Annotated in this window: 15 protein-coding genes; 5 read left to right on the top strand and 10 right to left on the bottom strand. The window is 63.0% G+C overall.

Features of this window, described 5'->3' with window-relative positions; all coding sequences use genetic code 11:
- The 10 genes from M511_RS18070 to M511_RS18115 all read right to left on the bottom strand — a co-directional run.
- Positions 1-295, bottom strand: a 295-nt coding sequence (locus tag M511_RS18070; RefSeq protein ID WP_139824636.1) for a transposase, incomplete at its 3' end; no start/stop codon positions are given.
- Positions 240-1,037 carry a cation:proton antiporter domain-containing protein gene (locus M511_RS18075; protein ID WP_024845966.1) on the bottom strand — a complete coding sequence of 266 codons (798 nt, stop codon included), beginning with the start codon at positions 1,035-1,037 and terminating at the stop codon, positions 240-242. The genes M511_RS18070 and M511_RS18075, both read right to left, overlap by 56 nt.
- Before the next feature lie 48 nt (positions 1,038-1,085).
- A complete protein-coding gene (trxC, locus tag M511_RS18080) occupies positions 1,086-1,508 on the bottom strand; it encodes a thioredoxin TrxC (protein ID WP_024845967.1) in 423 nt (140 codons plus the stop codon).
- Positions 1,509-1,560: 52 nt separating this feature from the next.
- The gene (locus M511_RS18085; protein WP_024845968.1) at positions 1,561-2,403 is read right to left on the bottom strand and encodes an SDH family Clp fold serine proteinase; all 843 of its coding nucleotides are present in this window, start codon (positions 2,401-2,403) and stop codon (positions 1,561-1,563) included.
- On the bottom strand, positions 2,394-3,146 hold the full coding sequence (locus M511_RS18090) for a rhomboid family intramembrane serine protease (RefSeq protein ID WP_024845969.1): 753 nt from the start codon (positions 3,144-3,146) through the stop codon (positions 2,394-2,396). Before M511_RS18090 ends, M511_RS18085 begins: the two co-directional genes overlap by 10 nt.
- A gap of 36 nt (positions 3,147-3,182) precedes the next feature.
- A complete protein-coding gene (locus tag M511_RS18095; RefSeq protein WP_028710927.1) occupies positions 3,183-3,758 on the bottom strand; it encodes an NADH dehydrogenase ubiquinone Fe-S protein 4 in 576 nt (191 codons plus the stop codon).
- Positions 3,755-4,894: an RNA polymerase sigma factor gene (locus tag M511_RS18100; RefSeq protein ID WP_024845971.1), complete on the bottom strand. Its 1,140-nt coding sequence runs from the start codon at positions 4,892-4,894 to the stop codon at positions 3,755-3,757. The genes M511_RS18095 and M511_RS18100 overlap by 4 nt, the downstream gene beginning before the upstream one ends.
- A gap of 78 nt (positions 4,895-4,972) precedes the next feature.
- Positions 4,973-7,879, bottom strand: a complete 2,907-nt coding sequence (locus M511_RS18105) for an ATP-dependent Clp protease ATP-binding subunit (protein WP_024845972.1) — start codon at positions 7,877-7,879, stop codon at positions 4,973-4,975.
- Positions 7,880-7,942: 63 nt separating this feature from the next.
- Positions 7,943-9,775 carry an ATP-dependent zinc metalloprotease FtsH gene (gene ftsH, locus M511_RS18110; protein WP_024845973.1) on the bottom strand — a complete coding sequence of 611 codons (1,833 nt, stop codon included), beginning with the start codon at positions 9,773-9,775 and terminating at the stop codon, positions 7,943-7,945.
- 14 nt (positions 9,776-9,789) lie between these two features.
- A complete protein-coding gene (locus M511_RS18115) occupies positions 9,790-10,221 on the bottom strand; it encodes a MarR family winged helix-turn-helix transcriptional regulator (RefSeq protein WP_085503098.1) in 432 nt (143 codons plus the stop codon).
- Between the two features lie 202 nt (positions 10,222-10,423).
- Here M511_RS18115 and M511_RS18120 point away from each other — a divergent pair, with 202 nt between their 5' ends.
- The 5 genes from M511_RS18120 (at position 10,424) to M511_RS18140 (ending at position 13,310) form a co-directional block, all read left to right on the top strand.
- Positions 10,424-10,849 carry an Hsp20/alpha crystallin family protein gene (locus tag M511_RS18120; RefSeq protein WP_024845975.1) on the top strand — a complete coding sequence of 142 codons (426 nt, stop codon included), beginning with the start codon at positions 10,424-10,426 and terminating at the stop codon, positions 10,847-10,849.
- Positions 10,850-10,863: 14 nt separating this feature from the next.
- Positions 10,864-11,262, top strand: coding sequence for an Hsp20/alpha crystallin family protein (locus M511_RS18125; protein ID WP_024845976.1), 399 nt, complete (start codon positions 10,864-10,866; stop codon positions 11,260-11,262).
- A gap of 20 nt (positions 11,263-11,282) precedes the next feature.
- Positions 11,283-11,774 (top strand): Hsp20/alpha crystallin family protein, encoded by a 492-nt coding sequence (locus tag M511_RS18130; protein ID WP_024845977.1) that lies wholly within the window; start codon positions 11,283-11,285, stop codon positions 11,772-11,774.
- 115 nt (positions 11,775-11,889) lie between these two features.
- Complete coding sequence (locus M511_RS18135; protein WP_024845978.1) at positions 11,890-12,369, top strand: phosphate-starvation-inducible PsiE family protein; 480 nt, start codon at positions 11,890-11,892, stop codon at positions 12,367-12,369.
- Complete coding sequence (locus M511_RS18140) at positions 12,366-13,310, top strand: zinc metalloprotease HtpX (RefSeq protein ID WP_024845979.1); 945 nt, start codon at positions 12,366-12,368, stop codon at positions 13,308-13,310. The genes M511_RS18135 and M511_RS18140 overlap by 4 nt, the downstream gene beginning before the upstream one ends.
- Positions 13,311-14,076: the final 766 nt, after the last annotated feature.

Here is a 14,076-nt window from a genome sequence, read left to right on the forward strand (position 1 = left end):
TCATCTGCAGCGCATCCGGCACGATCCGGCTCTCGTTCAGCGCCTCCAGGATCTGTTCCCACAGCCCCGCCAACGTCCAGCGCCGGAACTGCCGATAGACAGACGACCATTTGCCGAACTCTTCCGGCAGGTCGCGCCAGGGCGACCCCGTTCGGGCGATCCAGAAAATCCCATCCAGAACAAGCCGATGGTTCGTGGGCTTGCGGCCGTTCGGAGAACGGACAGCCAGGATGAAGCGTTCAAAGAACGCCCACTCGTCGTTCGACATCAGGTTTCGTGCCACGCTGGTCTCCATTGCAGATACCAGCTTGAATCACGATCACCGCGCCCGGTGAATCCCTTTTGTCAACACGCCCTAGTGCAATGGTGAGCGCGAGAAGCTGGGCAAGTTCCGGATCGCCACGCGACGCTACCCAACGGGCCAGCAACTGCAACGGGCCACGGGCAATGAACAGAGCTGCAACCAATGCCGTTGCACTGGCAACGACCGTTATCACGCCATACCCTTCGGCGGCTCCACTCATCGAATCGTGCAGAAGCAGGAATGCGACAGCTGCCAAGTCTTGAAACAGAAGCACCGCAATGGCCAGGCGTCCTTGGGCCGATCCCAGAGCGTTCGCGCTTGCGAGCACCTTGAGGCACATGGCCGTGGATGACATGGCAACGGCCCCGCCGATGAGGATTGCGGGGACGGGCGCGAGATCGAAGATCAGACTCGCTATCAACGACACCGTTATCGTCGTGACTGCAACCTGCACGGCTCCAAGACCGAAGACATGCATCCTGAGCCTTACGAGCTTCTCGAACGAGAATTCCAGGCCAAGCGCGAACAGCAGCAGCACCACTCCGATCTCGCCAATGCTGCTAAGGGCAGCGTTTTCGGCAATCAGGCCGAGGCCGGCGGGTCCAATGACTATACCGGCAAGAATGTAACCGACAATGCTGGGCACGCCAATCCGTGAACATATCGTCACGAGCACGAACGCGGCAAAGACCAACAAGGCCGCACTCTCGACAAATCCGGTCACGCCATGCATGTTCTTCTCCTGATGGCATGGCGCAGGGAAGGCCGCTACCTGTAACCTCTAGACGTGCGAGCGCGCCCACTGCGCTATCTGCGCGGCAGGCATTGCACCGCTCGTCCTCGCGATTTCCTTGCCGCTCCTGAACAGGATCATGGTGGGAATGCCGCGGATCCCGTAGCGGCCGGCAATCTGCTGTTCGGCCTCGGTGTCGAGCTTGCCCAGGCGGACATGGGGTTCGAGCGAGCGCGCCGCCGCCTCGAACTGGGGCGCCATCATCTTGCATGGCCCGCACCACTCGGCCCAGAAATCGACCAGCATTGGCAGTTCGGCATTCGCATGGCGGTCAAAATTAGCCGCGGTGAGCATGACGGGCATGCCTTGAAAGAGAGGCGCGCCGCAGCGTCCGCAATTGGGGTTGTCGCTCAGGCGCTCTTGCGGCACCCTGTTGGTGGAATTGCACTGCAGGCAAGCGACCGTGGGCATCCTGTATCCTTTCGTTGACGAGCCGGGCTCGTCGGCCGAATGACGCAAGCGTTCAGCGCGTGGATATGGCGCGGCGGGCCTCTCGCTGCCGCGGCTCGGGCAGGTATTCCACGCCACCGCCCTGGCGCCGAACCGGCTGCGGATAGAGCGTCATCAGCTCCAGTATTTCCTTGGGCATGTCCGTTCCAACGGGCAGGCCCATGTCGCGGGCCTCATCGGCAGAGATGGGATAGTCGTGGGTCCAGGTGCCTGTCGCCAGCTTTGCCGCCAGCGCCGCCGCGCGGTCCTCGTCCATCTTGTCGGACAAAAGACGCTTCGCGAACGCCTCGATCTGCGCAATGGCCTTGCGACCGACGTCGGCCATGATGAGAGTCTGGTCGTCGATCTCGGCGATGGGTTTCTCCTCGACGACTTTGAGGAGCGAGGCGGCCGGCAACTGGCCAAGTTGCGGATCGACGGGTCCCAGCACGGAATGCTCGCACATCACGATTTCGTCGGCGGCGAGGGCGATCAGCGTGCCGCCCGACATCGCGTAATGCGGCACGAACACGGTGACCTTGCCCTTGTGGCCCTTAATGGCCCGAGCGATCTGGGTCGCCGCCAGCACAAGGCCGCCCGGTGTATGCAGCACGATGTCGAGTGGCACTTCATCGTCGGTCATCTGGATCGCGCGCAGGACTTCCTCCGAATCATTGACGTCGATGTAGCGCATCAAGGGAAATCCCAGCAGGTTCATCGTCTCCTGCCGATGGATCAGCAGGATGACGCGACTGGCACGCTTCTTCTCGATGTTGGCGATCTTGCGTGTGCGCATCGCCTCAAGATATCTGCGCTGCAGAACCGGCTGCAGCGCCGAAATGATGAAGAACAGCCAGAAAAGCTGCATTATGTCCATGGACCCTGTCCTCCTTCCCGTCGGCCATCCGGCAGAAAGCCATAGATGCCCTCGTCGCGATAATAGTGGCGATAGACGTCGGCGCGCCTTCGCAGGAGTGGCGTTACAAGCCAACCGGCGAGAAACCCGCCGATATGCGCCCACCAGGCAACCCCGCCCGTGGCCGTATCGCTGCCGAGCGATAGGAAACCGGGAACGACCTGCATGAAGAACCAGATCATCGCGAAAATGACCGCGCGCACTTCGAAGAAGAGGGGAATGAACAGAATCGGCACGATCACCACCAGCCGAGCCGCCGGAAACATGCGTGCGTAGCAACCGATCACGCCCGCGATGGCCCCCGATGCGCCAAGCGCGGGAACGACTGAGTGGGGGTTCGCCAGCGCGTGAGCCAGTCCGGCCGCCACACCACAGAACAGATAGAACAGCGTGAATCTACCCGGTCCGAGCCGATCTTCGACGGCGGGGCCGAAGATCCAGAGCGTCCACATGTTCAAGATGAGGTGCAGCCAGCCCCCGTGCAGGAAGATGTTGGTCAGGAACGGGGTCCAGTCGGACGGGGCGACGAGGCTCAGTTGCCCGAAGAAGCGCGAGGGCACCAGCGCGAACTCGAACAGGAACCGGTCCAGCACGCGCGGAGGCAGGCTGATCTGATAGAGGAACGCGAGGACGTTCATGCCGATGACCGCCCATACGATGACGGGCGGGTAGCGGCGCGCGACGCTGTCAAGGTAGGGAAACAATCGGCAGATCCTCGCTCGCGCTGGCCATTGCGTTCATTATTTTTTCCCGGCGATCGTCACGCCCGTCCAGGCTGGGGGATCGGAGGCCGGGAAGGATTCAAGACTGGCTTCGATAACTGGATCGAATTCCGCCTGTTCTTGCGACGACAGGTCCACCGAGCCTTCCTGATCGACTGCGCGCCGAAGTCGATGGTCCGTGCGACCCCGATCCAGGCGGGACGGTATGCGAAAGGCGTTCGGGGCGTCGGCTCCCTTGTAGAGGCGATGCCGCTCCTCTCCCCGCCAGCGGTCAGGCGCATGGCGGTGAGCCACGTCCTCACGCACGAAATAGCGCCAGTCCTGCCGCTCCGCGAATTCCACGGCGCTTTCGCGGTCGGGAAATTTCAGCCGGATCGAACGGTAGGGATCGTTGCTGGAGGTATATCCCATCAGCGGCTCAAGCTGCAGGGGCCGAGACGGCTCGAATTCCAGTATCCAGTAGTTGGGCCGCGGCGCCGACGTCATCGCGGAACGAGCCGGCCGGTAAATGATCGCGGTCGGAACGTCCCAAGACCTCATGGTGGTCCCGGGTATCGTCGGCGGAAAGGGTGGACGATTGTGTCCGCGCATCATGGTGCTTCCCCTCGGTTGTCCCCCAGAAAAGCGCGTTCCAGCCGAGCGCGATCCCGCAGGGGCTGTGGAATTCGCAACCTTCTCTGATGAGCACTCTCAAAAAGCGCATGAGCGGTATCGGAAGACTGACCTGAGTCACGCAGTTTATCGCGAAGATAATCGCGCGCCGACTGGACGATCCGGGTCACGTCGTCTTCGGGAATGCCGAGAACGGAGGAGGCTGTTTCAAGCGGGGTCTCGTTCAGATCGACAAGAAACAGAACCCGGCGCCAAAGTGCCGGCAGACCGGCGATCGCCCGGTGAAAGGCCAGCGCCTCCTGCCGTTTCGCGACCGCCGCTTCGGGGTCGTCCCCACCTTCGTCGGCGACGAGTTCCTCGAGCAGCAGCACGTCGTCGGGCTGGTAGAACTCGAACATCTCCTCATCAGCCTCGGTAGGCTCTCCGCCAGGCGCCTCGGGCGCTTCGTAGATCGAGGCGGCATCCTCGGGCACCGCGCGGCGCGCAGCCTGCGCCTCGGCCTCGACGGTCTCGAAGGCCAGCTGCGTCAGCCAGTCCCGGACGGAGAATTCGGTCGGCCGCCGCTCGAAGCGGTTGAGCCCGTTGAGGATCGTCGCATCGACGATATCGCCAACGCTCAGGTAGCCAGCCGGCACAGACCCGCTACACTCGAGATAGGTCAACTCGCGCCTGACGGTATCGTAGACCGTATCGAGATGATCCTCGATCAGGTCGAAGAAGAGTTGGCGCCGGTCCGCTTCCGCCGCATCCCGCGCGGACGGCAGCGGGGCGCCGATCCGGCGCCGGCGGGCGGGACGTTTGTATTCAGACTCGTGCTTGAGGCGCGCCACATGCCGGTCAACCCGCTGGCGCAGGTCGGCAAAGGCCTTGCGCAGGACAGGCTCGATCACGAACCCCTCTTCCTGTGCCGCGATCACGCCCGAGGGCAGTTGCAGGCGCAGGCTGACCTGGATGCGCGTCTTGCCGCTCGTCTGGGAGGCGACGACTTCGAGCCGGACGAGATCCTCGCGGAAGCGTACAAGATGCGGTTCAAGTTGCCGCACCTCTTCCTCGATGACCTCAGGCGCGCGCTGTTGGCCGTGCCGGTCGAGATTGCGAAATGCTCTGATGACTTCCATGCCGTATGACCTTGCTTGTCGCTTTTTGACGAAATGAGCCGGCGCGACCGTCATCGCGCCGGCCAGTCCTTCACGACGTCATCCGGTAGACTTATCGCCCTTGGACTGCTCCTTGTCATTGGCGTCGACTGGGACATCGGGCGTCGGAGCGTCCGCCTTGTTTTCGGCAACTGCGCTGGACTCGCCGATCCCGGCCTGGGCCGGATCGTCCGGGCTGTCGTCACCGGTGTCCCTTGCGATCTTTTCGAACACGACCTTCTGTTCGTCCGCTGACCAGGCGACGCGGACCTTGTCGCCATCCTCGATCCGCCCCGAGAGCAGTTCGCGAGCCAACTCGGTCTCCAGCTCCGACCGGATCAGCCGGCGCAGCTCGCGGGCACCGAATTCGGGACGGAAGCCGACCGCGCCGAAGTGATCCACGACGCTCACATCGAGTTCGAGTTCGACGCCCTGGGTAAGGGCGGTCCGCTTCACCCGGTTGAGCTGCAACTCGACGATCTGGCGGATCTCCGACTGATTCAGCGAATGGAAGACGATGATCTCGTCGATCCGGTTGATGAACTCTGGCCGGAAATGACCGCGCAACACCTCCATCAGTTCGGACTTCTGCTTTGCCTCGTCGAACTCCTTGGTGCCGCGTTTCTTGAGGTTGCGCTGGATGATGTCCGAACCGAGGTTCGAGGTGGCGATGATGATGGTGTTAGTGAAGTCCACCACGCGGCCCTTGCCATCTGTCAGGCGGCCGTCGTCGAACACCTGAAGCAGGATGTTGTAGACATCCGGATGCGCCTTTTCGATCTCGTCGAGGAGCACGACCGAGTAGGGCCGACGGCGCACCTTCTCCGTCAGTTGACCGCCTTCGTCGTATCCGACGTAGCCCGGAGGTGCGCCAACCAACCGGGCAACCGAGTGGCGCTCGCCATACTCCGACATGTCGATACGGATCATCGCATCCTGGTCGCCGAAGATCACCTCGGCGAGCGTCTTGGCCAGTTCCGTCTTGCCAACCCCGGTTGGTCCGAGAAACAGGAAGGTCGCAGTCGGACCGGAACCTTCGCGCAGACCCGCACGCGCCAGGCGCACCGCATCGGCCACGGCGCGGATCGCCTCTTCCTGGCCAATGACGCGCTCGTGCAGCTTCTCCTCGAGCTTGAGGAGCTTGTCCTTCTCCTCGGTGGTCAGCTCCGTGACCGGAACGCCGGTGATCTTGGAGACGATCTGCGCGACGTGATCGGCGCGCACCTCGGCGGTCGCCGAAGCCTGGTCGCGCTTCCAGATTTCCAGAAGCTCGTCCAGCTCCTTCTGCTTCTGCTCCAGCTCCTTCTTCAGTTCTGCTGCCCGGTCGAATTGCTTGCGGGCTGCGGCATAGTCCTGCTCGCGCCTGATCTGCGCGGCTTCGGCCTCCAGTTCCTGGACGTCCACGGGGCGCGCCGTGGCGCTGATCTTCACCCGTGCGGCTGCCTGATCGATCAGGTCGATCGCCTTGTCGGGCATGAAACGGCCAGTGATGTAGCGATCAGAAAGCTCGGCCGCCGCGACGATGGCCTCGTCGGTGATCGTCACCTTGTGGTGCGCCTCCAGCGTGTCGCGCAGGCCGCGCAGGATCATGATGACCTGAGCTATCGTGGGTTCCTCGACATAAACCGGCTGGAACCGTCGCTCGAGCGCCGCGTCCTTCTCGATGTATTTCTGGTACTCGTTGAGCGTCGTTGCGCCGATCAGGTTCAGCTCGCCCCGCGCCAGCGCCGGCTTGAAGGTGTTGGCGATGTCGAGACCACCTTCGCCACCGCCCTGGCCAGCGCCGACGATGGTGTGGATCTCGTCGATGAACAGGACCAGGCTGTCCTTCTCCTCGGTGATCTCCTTGAGGATCTTCTGGACTCGCTCCTCGAACTCGCCGCGATACTTCGACCCGGCCACCATCGAGTTGATGTTGAGCTCGACCAGCCGCTTGTCGCGCAGCGCCTCGGGCACTTCGCCCGCGACGATCCGTTGTGCAAGTCCCTCGACGATGGCGGTCTTGCCCACGCCGGGCTCGCCGATTAGCACCGGGTTGTTCTTTTTCCGGCGGGCCAGCACTTCGATCGTCGTCTCGATCTCGCGGGCGCGGCCGATGACGGGATCGAGCTTGCCCTCGCGGGCGAGCTTCGTCAGGTCACGGCTGAACTGGTCGAGATCGGGCGTGCTGGAAGGCGCCGCCACGCGGCCTTCCTCGGCTCCCTTGCCCACGACCTTGGTCACCTGCTGGCGAAGCGCCTGCGGCGTCAATCCGTATTTGCGCAGCATCGACGCGGCCAGGCCTTCACCTTCCTCGGCAAGGCCGATCAGAAGGTGCTCGGGACCGACATAGGAATGGCCGAGCTCGTTCGAGGCGATGAAGGCCCGGTTCAGCGCGTCCTTAAGGCGAGGACTGACGCCAATTTCGCCTTCCGTCTTGGCGTCTCCACGCTTCGCTTCCTTGTCGATCTGGCGCCGCAGATCGTCCACATCGACCTTGAACTGTTCCAGGATCGTCTTGACGACGTCAGACGAGGTCAATGCCAGAAGCAGATGTTCGGTATCGACCTCGCTGCGCCCGAATTCCCCGGCCTTCTGCGCGGCATCCTGCAGCAGCTTGTTTCCCTGTTCGCTCAGCCGGTCGGCGATGGTGCGTCCGCCGCCGCGCCGCGATCCACGCCGCGGCGCGCCCTCGCCGAAAGTGGCGTCGACGACAGCGTCATCGCCATTACCCATGGAGCCGAGCGCGCCGCCTCGCAGCGGACTGTCCCCAAAAAGGCTGCCGAAACCGCTCTCGCCGAAGAATTCGTCAAGAAGGGAACGCCGTCCGAACAGGGACTCCAGCGGCGAGGCGCTGCGACCCGACCGGCGCGCCATTTCGCTGTAATGCTGGTCGCACAGCTCCATGTTCTGAACCCGGCCGTTCACCGAGGCGCGCACGCGCGCCGTCGCCGGGCGACCGCAAATATCGCAAGCTCCGTTTGCCATTCGTCTTCTCCGTTTCTTTATCCAGTCAGGGTTGTCCGCCGATCATCTGCGCCAGTGACAGTGTCACGCAGCGACCGCTTCCGTTCTTTTCACCTTGGACCCAATTGCCACAAGATCGGGCTCGTCCAGTGTCTCTCGTTGCAGGAGATCCTGCGCCGATTGCTCGAGAAGATCCAGATTGGATTCAAGAAGGGTGAGGGTGCGCTTGAACACGCCATCCACGATGTCGCGCACCTTCGCGTCCATCCGCTCAGCAGTGGCGTCGCTGTAGCGGCGATTCAGCCAGGACGACTGGTCGCCGGTGCCAAGAAAGCCGGGCCGATCGGTGTCGTAGCTGACATGCCCGAGGTCTTCGTCCATCCCGTACCGCGCGACCATGGCGCGAGCGATGTCGGTCGCCTTGACCAGATCGTCCGCCGCCCCGGTCGAGACATGATCGTAGATGATCTTCTCTGCTGCGCGCCCGCCAAGCAGGACTGCGATCTTGTTCTCGAGTTCCTCCCGCGTCATCAGGAAGCGGTCCTCGGTCGGGCGCTGGATGGTGTAGCCGAGCGCGCCAATCCCGCGCGGTATGATCGAGACCTTGTGCACCGGGTCCACCCCCGGCAAAGCCATCGCCACAAGCGCGTGCCCCATCTCGTGGTGCGCCACGATCTCGCGTTCGCGCGGATTGAGCACGCGGTTCTTCTTTTCCAACCCGGCGATGATGCGTTCCACCGCATTGTTGAAGTCGTCCATCGTCACCGCATCAGCCTTGCGGCGCGTGGCGAGCAATGCTGCCTCGTTGACGAGATTGGCAAGATCCGCGCCGGAAAAGCCGGGAGTAAGCGCTGCGACCTTCTCGGCATCGACGTCTGGGGCGAGCTTCACCTTTTTCATGTGAACGCCAAGAATCTGCACGCGTCCCTTCTTGTCGGGCCGGTCCACCAGCACCTGACGGTCGAAGCGTCCCGCACGCAGCAGCGCGGGGTCGAGAATCTCGGGTCGGTTGGTGGCGGCCAGGAGCACGATGCCCACTGAAGGGTCGAAGCCGTCGAGCTCGGTCAGAAGCTGGTTCAGCGTCTGCTCACGCTCATCATGGCCACCGGCGATCTGGCCGGAGGAGCGCGCCCTCCCAAGAGCGTCGAGTTCGTCGATGAAGATGATCGCCGGGGCGGATTTCCGGGCCTGCTCGAAGAGGTCGCGCACCCGTGCGGCACCGACGCCCACGAACATCTCGACGAACTCTGATCCCGAGATCGAAAAGAAGGTCACGCCCGCCTCACCCGCCACCGCGCGCGCGAGAAGCGTCTTGCCGGTGCCCGGCGGCCCAACGAGCAATATGCCTTTGGGGATATGTGCGCCCAGCTTTCCGTATTCGGCCGGGTTCTTGAGGAACTCCACGACCTCCTCCAACTCGGCCTTGGCCTCGTCCACGCCGGCCACGTCAGCGAAACTGACGCCGGTTTCCTTTTCCATGTAAACTTTGGCCTTGCTGCGGCCGACCTGCATGAACCCGCCGAAACCCTGTTTGTCGGCGAACTTACGGAACAGCAGCATCCAGATTCCGAAGAAGACAAGCGCTGGCGCCACCCAGGAAATCAGCGTGCCGAGAAAGGTGTTCTGAGGAACGCCCGTGATCTCGACGCCGGAGCGGTCGATCCGCTGCAGGATCGCGGGATCCACGACCGTGGTGACGAACTGGCTCTTGCCGTCGACGGGGTCGGTGAAGGTGCCGGTGATGGTGTCCGCGCCGACCGCGACGGACGCGACCCTGCCATCCTCGAGATAGCTCTCGAACTGGCTGTAGCTGATCGGTGCGACGGATTGCCAGCCGGCGATCAGGTTCTGGATGAAAAGCACGGCTATGAAAGCCACCACCCAGTACCAGATGTTATATTCGGTCTTCCTTTCCATGCCGCTTGTCCCTTTCACTGGCGCCCGAGCCGCGCCCTGATCCGCTCGAGCAGCGCCAGCAGGATGCGCCTTTCGTCTGCCGACAGATCCTGCAGGATTTCATGTTCGAGCGCCGATTGCCGCGGCGCGAGTTCCTCCAGCATCGCCCGGGCCTTCGACGTTGCGGTGACGATCTGCGACCGCCTGTCGTCGAGCGAGGGCGACCGCTCGACCCAGCCGCCCCGGACCATGCGATCGACGAGCTGGCCCGCAGTGGCCCGGCCCACCTCCAGCCGCCCGGCCAGATCGCCGATGGTCAGCCCGGGCGAATCCTCGACATGTGCCGCCCCCATCCAGGACAGGCGGGTCAGGCCGCTGTCGCCAATCTCGTTGTCGATCCGCTGCTGGATGAGCTGCGCGATCCGGTGGATCGTCGTCCCGATCAGGGCAAGATCAGAAGTGATCAAGGGTATCTTTCCTCCGTCTGCATGAGAAACAGGATAGACTGCGGTCCACCCAAAGTGCAATGCAAGCATCGTATATGCTTGCATAATAGATGGATCCGCCTATCTTGATGGGCGGTCTCCGAACCCACATCCGGCCGGCACCGTTGCCCGGTCGGACCATGCCGCCGGTTCGGGGGCATCGATCAGCAACAGGAGGCCAGCAATGCTCTATCCGACATATCTGCGCCGCAGCGATCCCATTGCGCTGATGCGCTCCATGATGCGCGATCTCGACCGCGGCTTCTGGCCCCCGGCCCGCGCGGCGTTCCCGGCGGTGAATGTCTGGCAGGGTGCGGAAGCCGTCGCCGTTACTACCGAACTCCCTGGCATTGAGCCGGGCGATATCGAGATCGCGGTCAAGGACAACGTCCTGACGCTGTCGGGCGAACGCAAGGCGCCCGAGGTTCCCGAAGGTGCGCGCTGGCACCGCAACGAACGCGGTTATGGCAAGTTTTCCCGCTCTATCCGCCTGCCATTCGCGGCCTCGGATGACAAGGTCGAGGCGAGGATGACGAACGGCGTATTGCGGATCGTCATCTCCCGGCCCGAGGCAGAAAAGCCAAAGAAAATCGAGATCAAGGCAGCCTGAGAGGAGCTGGAACGATGAGCACCGACATCACGCAAGCCACCGAAAAGACGCCGACCGACGCGCCCGAGACCGCCGGCGGCGGCCGCATCTACCGCCCGCTGACTGATATTGTCGAGACCGATCAGGGTGTCTCCATGATGCTCGAAATGCCTGGGGTCGCCGCCGATGCGGTCGAAATCACACTCGAAAACCGCGTGCTGACGATCCGCGGCAAGGTTGAGCCGATGCGGCCAGAAAACCTGGAACTTGCCTATGCCGAATATGGCGAGGGTGATTTCGAGAGGGCCTTCACGCTTTCCGAGGATTTCGACCCCGACAGGATCGAGGCCGAGATGCGCGGAGGCGTCCTCACCCTGACGCTCCCCCGAGCCCCTGAAGCGCAGCCAAAAAGGATCGCCGTCAAGGGCGCCTGAAAACCGAAGGAGACACCATCATGCAGATCAAGGACCTGATCCCCTGGGCGCGCAAGGACGGCGCGCCAGACGCCAAGAGCAGCGAAGACAACCCGATGGCGACGCTCCAGCGCGAAATGAACCATGTGTTCGAGAACTTCTGGAACCGGGTCGGTCAGTTCGAATGGCCCTGGGGCAGCGGCGAAGCCAAATCCGACATGGTCGAGACCGACAAGGCGATCGAAGTGTCGATCGAGCTGCCGGGCATGGAGATGAAGGACATCGAGGTGACGGTCAACGATGACATGTTGACTGTGAAGGGGGAGAAGAAGATCGAGCGCCAGGAGGAGAAGAAGGGATACTATCTCTCCGAGCGCAGCTACGGCGCGATCTACCGGACAATTCCGCTCCCCCCCGGTGTGGATGGCGAAAAGGCGCAAGCATCCTTCAAGAACGGGGTTCTGACGATCAAGCTGCCCCAGACTCCCGAGGCGCAGGCGAAGGTCAAGCGCATCGAGGTCAAGAACGGCTGATTTGCCACATTGGGTGTCGCCGGTTTGCGGCGTCCCCTCCGCTCCGTGCGATATCGCACCGTCTGGCGAAGCCCCGGGGAGCTTGTCTCTCCGGGGCGGCTTTCGAGGGGCAATCATGAAAGACTTGCAACGATCCGGGCTGACCCGTGAACAATGGTCGGCGATGACGCTCTACGAGAAGTTCGAGCAAGGTGTCATCTTCGTCCTCAGCGTCATCATTGCGGCGATCGTCGTGGCGTCGGTCTGGGCGCTGATGCGCGAAGTCGTGAACCGCTTGGTTCTCGGGGCATTCGACACTCTCGATTACGCCACCTTCCAGGTGGTGTTCGGCATGATCTTCACCGTGGTGATCGCGCTCGAGTTCAAGCGCTCCCTTCTTGTTGCGACCGAACGCAGCTTCGGGATCCTCCAGGTCCGCACGATCGTGCTGATCGCGCTCCTCGCCATCGCGCGCAAATTCATCATCCTGGACCTCGGCGAGACGGAATCATCCAAGATTGCCGCACTCGCGGGCGCGGCGCTCGCGCTCGGCGCTGTCCACTGGCTAGTGCGCGATCAGGACCGGCGCGAACTCGGAGGCCACGAGACGCGATGACCGCGGCCTCCGCCAGCCACCGCCTGCTCAATTTCGTGCAATCGGCGCTGCTGCTCGGGCTCATGGCCGCGATCGCCTGGATCGCGGTGACAGCGATCGTCGGACCCGAGACCGGTCTCCTCATGGCGCTCGCGATGGTCGGGGGTCTCCTGTTTGCGCCCGCGCTGCCACGCCGGCTGCTCCTCTCGGCCTATCAGGCGCAGCGGCTCACCGGTCGTGATGCCCCCGGTCTCGTCGCGGCCCTGGCCGAACTCGCCCGCAGGGCCGGGCTGCAGCGCGCGCCGGCGCTTTATCGCGTGCCGAGCCGGCTGCCGAACGCCTTCGCCCTGGGCAGCCCCGAGGACAGCGCCATCTGCGTCACCGACGGGCTGCTCAACCTGCTCGACGGCCGAGAACTCGCCGGGGTTCTGGCGCATGAGATCGGGCATATCGCCAACCGCGACCTGTGGATCATGAGCCTCGCCGACATGATGTCGCGCCTCGTCTCGCTGGCAAGCTGGCTCGGACAGTTGCTTCTACTCCTCAACCTGCCTCTGGTCCTGGCAGGCATGGTCCATGTGCCTTGGCATGTCGTGATTCTCCTTGTCTTCGCGCCCACCCTCATGGCGCTGGTCCAACTCGGCCTTTCGCGGACGCGCGAGTACGACGCCGACCGCGCCGCCGCAGAGCTGACCGGCGATCCGGAGGGGCTCGTGCGCGCGCTCGTCAAGCTCGAACGCCGGGTCGGTCGGTTCTGGGAGGAGATCCTTCTGCCCGGCCGCCGCATTCCGGAGCCCTCGTTGCTCAGGACGCATCCCCCGACCGAAAGCCGAATCCGCCGCCTCCGGGACCTGGTCACGGGTCGCACGACTCCGATCCCCGCCCTTGTCGGCTACCCGACCGCAAGGGTACCGCTGGGAGGGACACCGCCTCGGTTCCATCGCCTTGGGCTCTACTGGTAGGCCTGCAGGGAAGCTGGATCGCCCAGGAGAACGGCGACCTGTCAGAAGGCAGGTCTTCCAGAGAAGGTTGGATATCAGGCCCATCCACTCCGCCACTTTCCCCCGCGAAAGCGTTCTCCCGATCCGGCTGTGGCCAGATTTTTCCGTTGTTTTCGAGGGTTATGCGTATGGGGCTGTTCAGCGGCGTCGGTGCCAGGAGGTCCGGTAGAGGTCTCTCATGGCCGATATTCTCCGGACCTCATGACTGCGCGGATTTGGTGAATTTGTTGCAAATATCTGGATTTGCGAGACTTTTTCTACGTCGCAGCTGGGCACATCGACACCAGTGGCGTTCGCTGAAATGGAACAGAACTCGAACTTTTGCTACAGCCAGCCGGCACGGTCGTCTCACGCATCAACTTCCGCGATGCGGACCGTACCGCCTTCAGACCTTCGACGGCGTCCACCCCATCGCTTACGGCTCATCGCTGCTCTGCGTCGCCTCACTGTGATGACGGCAGCCTGCGAACAAGGCACTCGTCATTCGCCCATGGACTGTGCGTCGGCCTGCAGCGTTGTCCCCTTCAACCACCCACGCCACAACGAGCAGCCCAATCGGCACTGCCCTCTACAAGATGTTGCTCATGAGGGTGTCGTTGTGCCATGTTGACCGTGACCCGATCTTGAATTCATACGGAGCAACGCAGCAACAGAGTCGTCGTTCATCTTAGGTCATGTTGACAAATGGCGGAGCCAGAGGCGGATCGACGTGATGTCGATGAAGCCC

Origin of the sequence: Paracoccus sp. J56 (genome assembly GCF_019633685.1) — a bacterium.
GTDB lineage: Bacteria > Pseudomonadota > Alphaproteobacteria > Rhodobacterales > Rhodobacteraceae > Paracoccus > Paracoccus kondratievae.